The organism is Microbispora sp. NBC_01389 (assembly GCF_045040095.1).
Taxonomy (GTDB): Bacteria; Actinomycetota; Actinomycetes; order Streptosporangiales; family Streptosporangiaceae; genus Microbispora.
The window spans coordinates 1327501-1340953 of the sequence record NZ_CP109552.1; the positions used below are offsets into that span (position 1 = coordinate 1327501).

Sequence of the window (13453 nt, forward strand, 5' to 3'; positions counted from 1 at the left end):
CCGTTTCAGAACCGACTTGACCCGAAATCCGCCAACCGACAGGAATTCGACCGCCCCGTTTCCGAGGCAACCCCTCTAACTTACCCGAACTCCGACCCCGATGCAAACCGCACATCAGGACGAGATCCAGGAGAGCACGAGAGGCGGCCGGCGAACCGACCCGCGCACACCAAGACAACCACTCAGGTGATCGAAGAGGAGTGCGCCGGACCGCGCCGACATCACAAGATTACCAGGCTCCGGCAGCACCATGACCCGAATGGACAGGAACGCATCCGAAGGCCGGCCTGGTCCCGGAGCCGATCACTCGCAGGCCGCCCCAAAGGCAGCGTGGAGGAGCCGTGGCAGGACCATCGCGAACATAGACTCTGGCGGGTGAGCGACATGCCGCCTGTAGCGAAGAAGGTTCCTTTCGAGCGCAGCCACCACGGTGACACCGTGGTCGACGAGTACGCGTGGCTGCTCAAGAAGGACGACCCCGACACCATCGCCTACCTGGAGGCGGAGAACGCCTACACCCAGGAAACGACGGCCCACCTCGGGGATCTCCAGGAGACGATCTTCAAGGAGATCAAGGGCCGGACCCTGGAGACCGACCTTTCGGTGCCCACGCGGAAGGGCGCCTGGTGGTACTACTCGCGCACCGAAGAAGGCAAGCAGTACGGCATCCAGTGCCGGGTGGCCGCCGACGGCGACGACCCGCCGAAGCTGGAGCCGGGCGAGTCGCTCCCCGGTGAGCAGGTGCTGTTGGACGGCAACGAGCTCGCGGGCGACAGCCCCTTCTTCTCCATGGGCACGAGCGCGGTGAGCCCGGACGGCACGAAGCTCGCCTACTCCACCGACTTCTCCGGCGACGAGCGGTTCACGCTCCGGTTCAAGGACCTGGAGACGGGCGAGGCGCTCGCGGACGAGATCGCCGGAGTCTTCTACGGCGGCGCCTGGTCGGCGGACGGCTCCACGTTCTTCTACACCACCGTGGACGACGCCTGGCGTCCGTACCGGATTCACCGGCACACGCTCGGCCGCACGCCCGGCCAGGCCCCCGGACAGAACGAGGACGTCGTCGTCTACCAGGAGGACGACGAGCGTTTCTGGGTGGGCATCGGGCTGACCCGCAGTCAGCGCTACCTCGTGCTGACCTCGGGCAGCAAGATCACGAGCGAGGTCAGGGTGCTCGACGCGAGCACCCCGGACGGCGAGTTCGCCGTCGTGCGGCCGCGGCGGACCGGCGTCGAGTACGGCCTGGAGCACGCGGCTGACGGGTTTCTCGTCCTCCACAACGACGGCGCCGTCAACTTCGAACTGGCCACCGCCCCGGTCGGCGAGCCGGGCACCTGGACCCCGTTGATCGAGCACCGGGACGACACCAGGCTGCTCGACGTGGACGCCTTCAAGGACCACGTCGTCGTCCACTTCCGCCGCGACGGCCTCACCGGCGTGCGGATCCTGCCGGGCGACGGCGGCGACCCGTACGACATCTCCTTCCCCGAGCCGCTGTACGACGTCGCGCCGACCGGCAACGCCGAGTTCGAGACGGGCCGCCTGCGGCTCGGCTACACCTCGATGGTCACCCCGCCGTCGGTGTACGACTACGACCTGCGGTCGCGCGAGCTGATCCTGCTCAAGCGGAAGGTGGTGCTCGGCGACTACGACCCGGACGACTACGAGCAGTTCCGCGAGTGGGCCACGGCCGGCGACGGCACCAGGGTCCCGATCTCGATCATGGTGCGGAAGGGCACGGAGCGGCCCGCCCCGACCCTGCTGTACGGCTACGGCAGCTACGAGTCGTCCATCGACCCCTACTTCTCGGTGGCCCGGCTCTCGCTGCTCGACCGGGGACTGGCCTTCGCCATCGCGCATGTGCGGGGCGGCGGCGAGATGGGCCGCCGCTGGTACGAGGACGGCAAGCTGACCCGCAAGAAGAACAGCTTCACCGACTTCGTCGCGTGCGCGCGCCACCTCAAGGCCGCGGGCTGGTCGAGCCGGGTCGTCGCCAGGGGCGGATCGGCGGGCGGGCTGCTCGTGGGCGCCGTCGCCAACCTCGCGCCGGAGGAGTTCGCCGGGATCGTCGCCGAGGTGCCGTTCGTCGACGCGCTGAACACGATCCTCGACCCCTCGCTGCCGCTGACGGTGACCGAGTGGGACGAGTGGGGCGACCCGCTGCACGACCCCGAGGTCTACGCCTACATGAAGAGCTATTCGCCGTACGAGAACGTCGACGGCCGGCCGTACCCGCCGATCCTCGCGACCACCAGCCTGAACGACACGCGGGTGTTCTACCACGAGCCCGCCAAGTGGATCGCCCGGCTCCGCGACAACGCGACGGGCGGCCCGTTCCTGCTGAAGACCGAGATGGGCGCCGGCCACGGAGGCCGCAGCGGCCGTTACGACGCCTGGCGTGAGGAGGCGTTCGCGCTCTCCTGGATCCTCGACCGAGTTGGAGTGACCGAGTGAGCTACGTGGCAGCCGAGGGCCGGTACGGGCCCATGCCGTACAACCGGACCGGACGCAGCGGGCTGAGGCTGCCCGCGGTGTCACTCGGGTTATGGCACAACTTCGGCGACGACAAGCCGATCGAGACGCAGCGGGCCATCCTCCGCCGGGCCTTCGACCGCGGGGTCACCCACTTCGACCTCGCCAACAACTACGGCCCGCCGTACGGCTCCGCGGAGATCAACTTCGGGCACCTCTACCAGCAGGACTTCGCGAGGTACCGCGACGAGCTGGTCATCTCGACCAAGGCCGGCTACGACATGTGGCCCGGGCCGTACGGCAACTGGGGATCGCGGAAGTACCTGCTGGCGAGCCTCGACCAGTCGCTGAAGCGGATGGGCCTCGACTACGTCGACATCTTCTACAGCCACCGGTTCGACCCCGAGACGCCCCTGGAGGAGACCATGGGGGCGCTCGCCCACGCGGTCCGCTCGGGGAAGGCGCTCTACGCCGGCATCTCCTCCTACTCCCCGGAGCGGACCCGGGAGGCGGCGGCGATCCTGCGGGACCTGGGCACGCCTCTGCTCATCCACCAGCCCTCCTACTCGATGCTCAACCGCTGGATCGAGAACGGGCTGCTCGACGTGCTGGAGGAGGAGGGCGCCGGCTGCATCGCGTTCTCGCCGCTGGCGCAGGGCATGCTGACCGGCCGCTACCTCGACGGCATCCCGCGGGACTCGCGGGCGGCGCAGGGCAAGTCGCTCGACCCATCGCTGCTGTCGGAGGAGAGCCTGCGCCACGTGCGGCGGTTGAACGAGATCGCCGGGCGGCGGGGCCAGTCGCTGGCGCAGATGGCGCTGGCCTGGGCGCTGCGCGACCACCGGGTGACGTCGGTGCTGATCGGCGCGAGCAGCGTGGGGCAACTCGACGACAACCTGGACGCGGTCGGCCGGCTCGACTTCGATCAGGAGGAACTGGACGCGATCGACAAGGACGCGGTCGACTGCGGCATCAACCTCTGGGCCGCCTCCAGCGCCGAGTGACCACCCCCGAGTGACCGTTCCGAGGTGACCGCCCCCGACCCCCCCGTGCGCCGTTCCGGGCGGCCGCGGGGGAGGTACGGGAGGAGCGGGTCAGAGGGCGTTCTTGCGCTGGAGGTAGGCGAAGGAGGCCCAGCCGGGGAGCACGGGCAGCCAGAACGTCATCAACCGGAACAGCAGCACCGCGGAGGTGGCGACCGTGGCGGGCAGCCCGGCCACCGTGAGGCCGACCGACAACGAGGTCTCCACCGCGCCGAGGCCGCCGGGCGTCGGAGCGGCGGAGCCGATCGCGTTGCCGGCGAGGAAGACCACGGCGACGGCCGTGAACGACACCTGGCCGCCGAATGCGTGGACGCAGCCCGCCAGGCAGGTCACGAAGCTGAGCGTGAGCAGCAGCGTGCCGGCGACGGCCTCCAGGACCTTCCGGGGCGACTGCACGATGTCGAGCAGCCGGGGGATCACCCCCGAGAACATCGCGCGCACGCGGGTGGTGACCACCCGGCGCAGCGGCCGGATGGCGAGCAGGATCAGAAACAGCACGGCCACGCCGAGCAGCACCATGAGGAGCCCGCGCGACGGGGTCAGGGACGGCGCGGCCTGGGTGCCGGTCAGGTAGCCGAACAGCAGCAGCAGCGAGATGTGTATGGTCAGGCCGACGAGCTGGGAGGCTCCGACGCTCGCCACGGCCGCGCCGGGCGGCACCCCGCGTTTCTGGAGATAGCGGGTGTTGATCGCGACTCCGCCCACCGCGGCGGGCGCGACCAGCTTCACGAACGACCCGGCGAACTGGGCCAGGATCGTGTGCCCGAGCGGCAGCGACTCGGGGACGAAGCCGCGCAGCATGACCGCGGCGGCCACGTAGCTCAGCGCGGCCGCCGCCAGCGCGACCCCGCTCCACGCCCAGTTGGCCGTGGTGACGACGGAAACCAGGTTGACCTGGCTGAGCTGGGGCAGCAGCAGGTAGGCCGCGATCACGCTCAGGATGATCGTGACGAGGGTGCGGGGATGGAACCGCTCCAGCCGCACCTCCTCCACCTCTACCTTGGGCTTCAGCGCGATGATCTGCTCGCGGAGTGCGGGCAGCAGGTGCTTGTCCCGGCGGGCCGCGGTCCGGGTGTCGCGGCTCAGCGCGATCCGCTGGAGCAGCGGCATCGCCCCGGCCAGGGCGTCCTCCCCCAGCGCCGTCGCCGCCGACCGGACCGAGCGCTCGGCTCCCACCCGGGTGCCGAGGTAGGCGAGGAGCTGGGCGATGTCGAGCCGCAGCAGCATGTCGCCGGCCGCGATCTCACCGCTGCGGGCGTCCACGAGGTAGACCTCGCGGGCCGCGCCGACGTGGATGCTCTCGCCGGTGAGGTGACGGTGGGCCAGGCGGTGGGCCTGCAGCAGCCGCACCTGTTCCCACATCCGCGCGAGCAGCTCGTCGTCGAGGTCCTCGTCGTCCAGCTCGCTCACCGGCCGGGTGTCCACGTGCTCGTAGGCGAGCAGCGCGGCCTCGGTGCCGACCTCGCTGGTGCCCAGCAGGCGCGGCAGCCGTACGCCCGCGGCCTGCGCGGCGTACGCCATGAGCGCCTCGCGCTCCAGCTCGGCGCGCAGCGAGCGGATGGCCCGGCGCCGGGTCTCGTTGTTGAGCAGGAAGCGCCGCCACAGCCGGTAGAGGACTCCCGCCACCTGGCGGTCCCGGTCGAGGACGGTCACGTCGATGGTGCGGTCGCCGGTGAGGCCGATGAGGTAGCGGCGGCTGCCCGAGCTGTCGTCCTCCACCCGGCGGGCGTTGACCGGCGTGAACCCGAGCCTGCGCAGCGCGGCCAGCACGGCGCTGCCCGGCGGCCGGGTGTTGGCGCTGCCGATGCCGTACAACGTGCCGAAACCGACGGCGAGGCCGACGATGTACGTGAGGATGACGCCGAGCGCGGTGACCTTGGTGGCGGTGAACAGCGCGAACACGTCGAGACCGAGCGCGGCCCACATGAGCGCCCGCCAGTGGGGGCGCCGCGACATCCGCACCGCCGTGGCGTAGGCGATCGCTGGGGTGAGCACGGTGTTCAGCGGCTCGACGTCCCGGTTGCCGGTGAGCAGCTGCCTGAGGTCCGCGGGGCCGGACTGCACCAGCCACTCGCCCAGCGCGTACGAGACCAGCAGGGCGAGGATCGCGGCGATCAGCCCCTGGGTGACGCGCATGCCGTCGCGGTGGAAGACCCGCTCGACGGCGAACGCCACGGGGACCACCAGCACGGCCACGCCGCCCAGCAGCCCGGCGGCGCCCGACAGCACCTCGGGCGCGCGGCCGGTGCCGGTGTGGACGTCGGACTCCAGGCCGTTGAGCGTCCGCTGCAGGGCCAGGGCCAGCAGCACGACAGCGGCGAGGGCCAGCAGCGTGAGCAGGAACCGCAAAGCGTCCGAAGGACGGCGGATCCGCTGCGGCAACAGAGGCTCTACGACCAGGACGACCCCCGAGCCGGGGGTGTCCAGTGTCAGGTCCTGCTCCTTGATGCCTCTCACCACCAGCGATTCTGTGCGATCTTCGCACTCAGTGTCCAGAATTAATGGCATGTATATATCCCTGGCCTCGGACAGCCTCGACGGGATCGCGCCGGTGCCGGCCGCCGAGCCGGAAAGGCGCGGCCAGACAGTGACACTCTACGGAGCGCCGGCGGCGGGGGGACGGCGAGGAGCGGCACGCTAACGTCGGGGCCATGAGCACGTCGCTACCCATCCTCGGCGCCTGTCCGCTCGACTGCCCCGACACCTGCTCCTGGGTCGTGACCGTGCGCGACGGCGAGGCCGCCGCGCTGCGCGGCAACCACGACCACCCCTACACGCGCGGGGCCCTGTGCGTGAAGGTGAACCGCTACCTGGAGCAGGTCCGTGCGGCGGACCGGATCCGCCACCCCCTGAAGCGGGTCGGGCCGAAGGGGTCCGGCCGGTTCGAGCGCGTCCCTCTGGACCAGGCGCTGGCGGAGATCGCGGCACGGCTGACGTCGATCGTCGAGGAGCACGGAGGCGAGGCGATCTGGCCGTACCAGGGCACCGGGACGCTCGGGTACGTCCAGGGCGAGACGGGGCAGGCCGGGCGGCGGTTCTGGAACGTCCTCGGCGCGTCCCGGCACGACCTCAACATCTGCGCGCGGGCGGGCAACGACGGCCTGCGGTACGTCAACGGGACCCCCGGCGGCATGGACCCGGAGACGTTCGCCCTGTCACGGCTGATCCTGCTGTGGGGCACCAACACGCTGACCAGCGGGCACCACATGTGGAAGTTCGTCCAGGACGCCCGGGCAGCCGGAGCGTACGTCGTCGCGATCGACCCCGTCCGCACGCGCACGGCCGACCAGGCGGACGAGCACCTGCCCATCCGGCCCGGCACCGACGCCGCGCTCGCGCTCGGCCTGCTGCACGTCGTGCTGGAGGAGGGCGCCGAGGACCGCGCGTACATCGAGGAGCACACGACCGGCTGGGACGAGTTCGAGGCGGAGATCCGCAGGCATCCCCCGGCGCTCGTCGCGGAGATCACCGGGCTGCCCGAGGAGCGGATCAGGGCCCTCGGCGTACGTCTCGCGCACACGCGGCCGACCGGCATCCGAGCCACCATGGGCATCCAGCGGCACGAGGGCGGCGGGACCGCGATGCGGACGATCGCCTGCATCCCGGGCGTGACCGGCGACTGGCGGCACCCGGGCGGCGGGGTGGCCTACTCCACCTCGGCGTACGCGCCCGCGGGCCCGGACCCGCGCGACGATCTGCTCCCCCACCCGGTGCGCACGCTAACGATGACCCGGCTGGCCGACGGACTGGACGAGTCGGTCAAGTGCCTGTGGGTCTACGCGGCCAACCCGCTCGGCTCGACCTCCGACCAGAACCGGATCAGGGCGGCGCTGGCGCGGGAGGACCTGTTCACGGTGGTGATGGAGCAGTTCCCGACCGACACGGCCGACTACGCCGACTACGTGCTGCCCGCGACGATGCAGATCGAGCACCTGGACGTGCACCACGGCTACGGGCACATGTACATGGTGTGGAACGAGCCCGCCGTCGCGCCGCCGGGCGAGTGCCTGCCGACGACCGAGACGTTCCGCCGGCTCGCCCGGCAGATGGGCATGACCGAGCCGTCGCTCTACGACACCGACCTCGAACTCGCCGCGCAGACGCTCGCCCAGGCCGGGATCTCGCTGGAGGAGATCCGCAAACAGGGCTGGGCGCGGCTGCCGGCGGCCGACCCGTTCGTGCCGTTCACGGAGGGCTTCCCGACGCCGAGCGGCCGGCTGGAGTTCGCCTCCGCGCGGGCCGAGGCCGCCGGGCTGCCGCGCGTCGCGGGGTACGTTCCGTCGCTGACGGCCCGTACGGCTCCGGGCGACCGGCCGTACCCGCTCGTGCTGGTCACTCCGGCGTCGCACACGTTCCTGAACACGACCTTCGGCAACAACCCCGAGCTGCGCAGGCGCTCGAAGGGGCCGCGGGTGCTGGTCAACCCGGCCGACGTGGCGTCGCGCGGTCTCGTGGACGGGCGGGCCGCCCGCGTCTTCAACGGCAACGGGGAGTTCCGGGCGTACGTCGAGGTCAGCGACCGGGTCGCGGCGGGGGTGGTGGTCGCGCCCAAGGGCCACTGGCCGAAGCACGCGGGCGGGGCCAACCCCAACGCGGTGGTCGACGAACGCGACGCCGACATGGGCCGGGGCGCGGTCTACCACGACAACTTCGTCGACGTCGCCCCGCTCCCGGAGGGAACGGCCCTGGAGGGGTGAGCCGCCGGGCTGAGCCGCCGGAGACCGGGCCGCCGGGGTGACGCGGCTGAGCTGCCGGAGACTGGGGTGCCGGAGGACCTGTCCAGGGGGTGTCAGGGGATGCTCAGGGACTTCCCCGATGCCGCCGGACCACCCGGACAGGCACGCTGTAACCATGAACGAACTCACCCGAATGGACGAGATGTCCCTGGCCGGCGCGGCCCTGCGCGGCGCCCCCTGGCGAGCCGCGGCGACGGCCGGCGGGGCGGTCGCCGCCACGAGCTTCCTCCTGGGCGTCATCCTGCCCGGACCGGCGGACCTGACCTGGGCCCTGTGCTCGGGGATCACCCTGTTCGCCCTCGTCGCGGGGATCGGTTCGATCTCCAAGCCGAACGTGGGCGACCGGGTGACCCGGCAGGCCCGCCACTGGGCGTTGCGGCACCCCTGGCGCTTCTCGCTCTACCCGGCGCTCGGCGCGGCGGCCCTGATGTATCCGGTGCAGCTCGTGATCGACCGCGAGGGCGTCTTCGGCGCGGCCTGGGACGCGCTGTGGGGCGGCCTGCTCGTGCTGCTGGTCACCGCCGTCTTCACGCTCTCCATGCGGAACCGGGCCAAGGGCGCCTGAGTCTCAGGACTCCCGCTCCGCCGCGTTGCGGCACACGCAGAGTTCGTTGCCCTCGGGGTCGAGCAATGTGACCCAGCCCGCGCCCTCGGGGGTGCGGTGGTCCTCGTACGGCTTGGCCCCGAGCGCGAGCAGCCGCTCGACCTGCTGGTCGCGGGTGCCGTCCCCGGTGGGGTCGAGATCGAGGTGCAGCCGGTTCTTGACCGTCTTGCCCTCGGGCACCCGGATGAAAAGCAGATGCGGAGGACCGTCCGGGCGGTCCAGCATGACCTCGTCGTCTTCGGGCTCGGAGTCGGCGAGCGGCCAGCCCAGGGCCTCGCTCCACCACCGGGCCAGCTCGTATGGCCGGGCGCAGTCGAAAGTCACCGTGTGGATCTCAAGCATGCACCCACCCAACCGCGACACCACCAAAGGTGTCAAGCCGGTTATGTGGCCACCCGTCGCGGCCGGAACGATCGGACGAGGCCGGCCGCGGAGACCACGGCCCACACCCCCTCCAGCAGCAGGAACCCCCAGTTGGCGTCCGCATACGCGAGCCACGCGAGCACGGCGGAGCCGACGAGGTTGAGCGCGAGGTAGATCTTCGACCGGCCGTCCAGGACGTTCAACTGGGAGAGCAGGAACGCGCCGAGGACGAGTACGGCGCCGGCGATCTGCAGAAGCTGGTTCATATCCCTTCGCCCGCCGTCTTCGCCGCTCCGGGTACGGCAGGCACCTCGTCCGGGAGGGCCGCGAGCCGCGCTCCTCACAACCCCAACATATCCGTTGTGCGGGAAGATTCGCGCGATCTGTGGTGGAGGCCATGGATATGCCGGGTTACCGACGGGTAGCATTCGGGCTAGAGTTACCGACCAGTACGTTACCCCCGGGTTCGGTTCTAGGAGCGCACACAGATGGGTCACTACAAGAGCAACCTCCGCGACCTGGAGTTCAACCTCTTCGAGGTGTTCGGGCGCGGGGAGATCCTCGGCGCCGGCCCTTTCGCCGAGGTCGACGAGGACACCGCCCGCAGCGTGCTGGACGAGGTGAACCGGCTCGCCACCGGGCCGATCGCCGACTCGTTCGAGGACGCCGACCGTCACCCGCCCGTCTTCGACCCGGCCACCCACGACGTGACCATGCCGGAGAGCTTCAAGCGGTCGTACCAGGCCTGGGTGGACGCCGAGTGGTGGCGCCTGGAGCTGCAGCCGGAGCTGGGCGGCACGCCCGCTCCGCGCAGCCTCGTGTGGGCGATGGCCGAGATGGTGCTCGGGGCCAACCCCGCCGTGTGGATGTTCGCCTGCGGCCCCGCCTTCGCCCGCCTGCTGTTCGAGCTCGGCACCCCCGAGCAGAAGCGGTTCGCCGAGATGGCCGTCGAGCGGCACTGGGGCGCGACGATGGTCCTGACCGAGCCCGACGCGGGCTCCGACGTCGGGGCCGGCCGTACGAAGGCGATCGCGCAGCCCGACGGCACCTGGCACATCGAGGGCGTGAAGCGCTTCATCACCAGCGCCGAGCACGACATGGCCGAGAACATCTTCCACCTCGTGCTGGCCCGTCCCGAGGGCGCCAGGCCCGGCACCAAGGGGCTGTCGATGTTCCTCGTGCCGAAGTTCCTGGTCGACATCGAGACCGGTGAGCTGGGCGAGCGCAACGGCGTGTACGTCACCAACGTCGAGAAGAAGATGGGCCTGAAGGTCTCCACGACCTGCGAGCTCACCCTCGGCGAGAGGCACCCCGCGATCGGCTACCTGGTCGGCGACGCGCACGACGGCATCCGGCAGATGTTCATGGTCATCGAGCACGCCCGCATGATGGTGGGCGCCAAGGCCATCGCCACGCTCTCCACCGGCTACCTGAACGCGCTGGAGTTCGCGAAGAACCGCCTCCAGGGCGCCGACCTCACCCGCTCCGGCGACAAGACCGCGCCGCGCGTGCCGATCACCCATCACCCCGACGTACGCCGCGAGCTCATGCTGCAGAAGTCGTACGCCGAGGCCATGCGGGCGCTGGTGCTCTACACGGCGACGATCCAGGACCAGATCCAGATCGCGGAGTTCGAGGGCCGCCGCGACGAGGCCGCCGAGGCGCTCAACGACCTGCTGCTCCCGCTGGTCAAGGGCGTCGGCTCCGAGCGGTCGTACGAGCTGCTCGCGCGCTCGCTGCAGACGCTCGGCGGCTCGGGCTTCCTGCAGGACTACCCGATCGAGCAGTACATCCGCGACTCGAAGATCGACTCGCTGTACGAGGGCACGACCGCGATCCAGGGCCAGGACCTGTTCTTCCGTAAGGTCCTGCGGAACCAGGGCGCGGCGCTGGGGTCGCTGCTCGGCGAGATCAAGGCGTTCGCCGGCTCCGAGGCGGGCAACGGACGGCTGAAGGTCGAGCGGGGGCTGCTCGACGAGGCGGCCGACGAGGTGAAGGCCATGGCCGACACGATGGCCGGTTGGGCGATCTCCTCGATGGAGACGCCGCGGGAGGTCTACAAGGTCGGGCTCAACACGACCCGGTTCCTGATGGCGCTCGGCGACCTGGTCCTCGGCTGGCTGATGCTGCGCCAGGCCGAGGTGGCGCTGAACGCGCTGTCCGTCTCGGAGCAGGACAAGGACTTCTACACGGGCAAGGTCGGGGCGGCCACGTTCTTCGCCCAGACCGTCCTGCCCCGCCTGGCCGCCGAGCGCCGCGTGCTCGCCGCCACCGGGCAGGACCTCATGGACCTGCCCGAGAGCTCCTTCTGACCACCCTCTCGCCGTACGCCCGCGGCGCGGAGGTCGCGGGCGTACGGCGAGGTTTCAGGCGACGAGTGTCAGGCGCAGGGTGCCGGGCGCAGGGTGCCGGGCGCAGGGTGCCGGGCGCGTGCGTCAGGCGACGACGTACTGCACGGCCGTGCGGGCGGCGAGGATCGGCGCGATGCACTCCTCGACCACCGCCAGGTGGGCCGGGTGGTCCCGGTAGACGACGTAGTCCTCCGGAGAGTCGAAGACGGCCGTCACGGCGAAGGAGAAGTTGCCCTGGTTGACGCCCGCGTCCGGGCCGATCTGGTAGGTCCGGATCTCGGGGATGACGCCCGGCAGCTCGCTCAGCCGCCTTTCCACCTCGGCGCGCTGCTCCTCGGTGGCGTCGTCGGTCCACTTCAGCAGCACGATGTGGCGGAACATGCACTCTCCCTGGGACGGGACGCACGCGGCCCGGTGGCCGCGTTCTTCACGGCGCTCATCCTCTCATCCCCCGTGCCGGGTGATCTCGCGCGCCCCCGCCGTCCCCGGCGGCACGGCGTCTCCGGCGGCGCGGGCGTCTTCTGGCGCGGGCGTCTTCGGTGCCGCCCGCCGGCGACGTGGGCGTCAGAGCCAGTGGCACTCGACGGAGGCCCGCCCGCGCCGTGCCACGAGCCACTCGCCGAAGGCGGCCTCGCCCGCCGCGGCGAGCGTCTCCGGATCGTCCCGCGCCGCCCGGCGGTCCAGCACGACGCCGGTCAGATAACCGTCGCCGTACGGGACCGGGCCCACCAGCGCGCCGAGGCCGGCGTGCCGCAGCGGCGCGGGCAGCTCCCCGGCCCACCGCTCGCCCACCGTCACCACCGCCTGCCGAAAACCGGTCAGCGCGGTGACGCCGTGGAGCAGTTCGCCGCCCACCGGCTGGGAGCCCGTCACCCACAGGGCGCGTACGCGGTCGAAGTCGGAGCGGTGGGAGGCGAGGTGGCCCGGCCCGAGCTCGGCCTGTTTGCGCCGCCGGAAGCGGCGCCGCCGCGCGATGCCGGCGACGAGCGCCTCGAACTGCTCCCCGGACCACGGCGTCTCGGCCAGCCAGGCCAGCGTGGCGGCCCGGTCGTGGAGGCCGCGCCGGGCGCGAAGCTCGGCCACGGCCTCCCGCAGGTCGCCGTCCTCCAGCGGCTCGTCGTCCTCGGCGAGATCATGCGGCAGGAGGCACCGCTCGACGCACTCGGCGATCGTCGCCGCTCCCCCGTCTCGTGTCGCGAGCGGGCCGTGGTCTCCACGAATCACGGTAGGGAGGCTAGGAACCCGTGCTTGAGTGTCACTGGTTGCGATCTTGCAGACGGCTTGTACGCCCCGGCCCGCCTCAGGTCTCGACGCTGATGCCGGGCATGGGGCAGAGCATCTCACCGTCGGCGTGGAAGTGCTTCGACGCCTTCCAGGGAACCGTCTTGCCCGGCGGAACCGTCACGCGCGCCTGGGCGAAGTCGAGCGTGGTCGCCTTCTTGGTGGTGAAGTAGACGACGATCTTGTAGGTGACGGCCTTCTTGCCGAGGTTCTTCGCCGTTCCCTCCGCACCCCAGCCACCCGGGACGGACGCGCACTTGGTCTGCACGACGTTCTCCCGGACGCTCGGCTCGTTCGCGACCTTCGTCGGAAGGGGGTTGGCCACGACCTTCGCGGCGGACGCCTCCGGGGCGGGCTGCTTGTGCGCCGCGGTGGACGTCTGGGGCGTGGCGTTCCCGCCCGCACCACAGCCGGCGACCGCCGTGGAGGCGAGAACCGCCAACGCGAGAGAGCGCACCGCCGAAGGTGCAGTTATTCGCATGCTCATTGACGACTCCTGCGGTATCGGTGGATTTGGGGTATTCGAATTTTTTGTCAGCCATGCCGTTCATTGCGGCGTGGTCAGGTCCGACGATGCACAACGGATATCACACCGCGCATTGC

11 protein-coding genes are annotated in these 13453 nt (G+C 71.0%); 5 read left to right on the forward strand and 6 right to left on the reverse strand.

Translation table 11 applies throughout. From position 1 onward, the window contains the following. Nucleotides 1-384: 384 nt before the first annotated feature. Entirely contained in the window at nt 385-2454 is a 2070-nt protein-coding gene (locus tag OG344_RS05835) for a S9 family peptidase (protein ID WP_405089052.1), read from the forward strand. Then, the gene (mgrA, locus tag OG344_RS05840) at nt 2451-3476 is read left to right on the forward strand and encodes an L-glyceraldehyde 3-phosphate reductase (RefSeq protein ID WP_405087304.1); all 1026 of its coding nucleotides are present in this window, start codon (nt 2451-2453) and stop codon (nt 3474-3476) included. The genes OG344_RS05835 and mgrA overlap by 4 nt, the downstream gene beginning before the upstream one ends. Before the next feature lie 90 nt (nt 3477-3566). On the opposite strand, the gene OG344_RS05845 is transcribed toward mgrA, so the two are convergent. Then, nucleotides 3567-5972, reverse strand: a complete 2406-nt coding sequence (locus tag OG344_RS05845; RefSeq protein WP_405087305.1) for a YbhN family protein — start codon at nt 5970-5972, stop codon at nt 3567-3569. A 194-nt stretch (nt 5973-6166) separates the two neighbouring features. Between OG344_RS05845 and OG344_RS05850 the strand changes: the two genes are divergently transcribed. Together OG344_RS05850 and OG344_RS05855 are read left to right on the forward strand one after the other, a co-directional pair. After that, complete coding sequence (locus OG344_RS05850; RefSeq protein ID WP_405087306.1) at nt 6167-8212, forward strand: molybdopterin-dependent oxidoreductase; 2046 nt, start codon at nt 6167-6169, stop codon at nt 8210-8212. A 154-nt stretch (nt 8213-8366) separates the two neighbouring features. Continuing rightward, nucleotides 8367-8816 (forward strand): hypothetical protein, encoded by a 450-nt coding sequence (locus tag OG344_RS05855; RefSeq protein ID WP_327048225.1) that lies wholly within the window; start codon nt 8367-8369, stop codon nt 8814-8816. Between the two features lie 3 nt (nt 8817-8819). Here OG344_RS05855 and OG344_RS05860 read toward each other — a convergent pair whose 3' ends face one another. After that, nucleotides 8820-9197, reverse strand: a complete 378-nt coding sequence (locus tag OG344_RS05860) for a VOC family protein (RefSeq protein WP_405087307.1) — start codon at nt 9195-9197, stop codon at nt 8820-8822. 41 nt (nt 9198-9238) lie between these two features. After that, nucleotides 9239-9484, reverse strand: a complete 246-nt coding sequence (locus OG344_RS05865) for a hypothetical protein (protein ID WP_327048227.1) — start codon at nt 9482-9484, stop codon at nt 9239-9241. Nucleotides 9485-9706: 222 nt separating this feature from the next. On the opposite strand from OG344_RS05865, the gene OG344_RS05870 reads away from it, so the two are divergent. Next, on the forward strand, nt 9707-11530 hold the full coding sequence (locus OG344_RS05870) for an acyl-CoA dehydrogenase (RefSeq protein WP_405087308.1): 1824 nt from the start codon (nt 9707-9709) through the stop codon (nt 11528-11530). Between the two features lie 123 nt (nt 11531-11653). On the opposite strand, the gene OG344_RS05875 is transcribed toward OG344_RS05870, so the two are convergent. The 3 genes from OG344_RS05875 to OG344_RS05885 form a co-directional block, all read right to left on the reverse strand. Further along, nucleotides 11654-11950, reverse strand: coding sequence for a Dabb family protein (locus OG344_RS05875; RefSeq protein WP_405087309.1), 297 nt, complete (start codon nt 11948-11950; stop codon nt 11654-11656). Nucleotides 11951-12133: 183 nt separating this feature from the next. After that, the gene (locus tag OG344_RS05880) at nt 12134-12793 is read right to left on the reverse strand and encodes a hypothetical protein (protein WP_405087310.1); all 660 of its coding nucleotides are present in this window, start codon (nt 12791-12793) and stop codon (nt 12134-12136) included. Nucleotides 12794-12869: 76 nt separating this feature from the next. Next, nucleotides 12870-13337, reverse strand: a complete 468-nt coding sequence (locus OG344_RS05885; RefSeq protein WP_405087311.1) for a hypothetical protein — start codon at nt 13335-13337, stop codon at nt 12870-12872. Nucleotides 13338-13453: the final 116 nt, after the last annotated feature.

Bases quoted from the DNA above. Each gene is read 5' to 3' on its own strand.
- OG344_RS05835 (WP_405089052.1), top strand. From the start codon at position 385: ATGCCGCCTGTAGCGAAGAAGGTTCCTTTCGAGCGCAGCCACCACGGT.
- OG344_RS05850 (WP_405087306.1), top strand. From the start codon at position 6,167: ATGAGCACGTCGCTACCCATCCTCGGCGCCTGTCCGCTCGACTGCCCC.
- OG344_RS05855 (WP_327048225.1), top strand. From the start codon at position 8,367: ATGAACGAACTCACCCGAATGGACGAGATGTCCCTGGCCGGCGCGGCC.
- OG344_RS05860 (WP_405087307.1), bottom strand. From the start codon at position 9,197: ATGCTTGAGATCCACACGGTGACTTTCGACTGCGCCCGGCCATACGAG.
- OG344_RS05865 (WP_327048227.1), bottom strand. From the start codon at position 9,484: ATGAACCAGCTTCTGCAGATCGCCGGCGCCGTACTCGTCCTCGGCGCG.
- OG344_RS05870 (WP_405087308.1), top strand. From the start codon at position 9,707: ATGGGTCACTACAAGAGCAACCTCCGCGACCTGGAGTTCAACCTCTTC.
- OG344_RS05875 (WP_405087309.1), bottom strand. From the start codon at position 11,950: ATGTTCCGCCACATCGTGCTGCTGAAGTGGACCGACGACGCCACCGAG.
- OG344_RS05885 (WP_405087311.1), bottom strand. From the start codon at position 13,337: ATGAGCATGCGAATAACTGCACCTTCGGCGGTGCGCTCTCTCGCGTTG.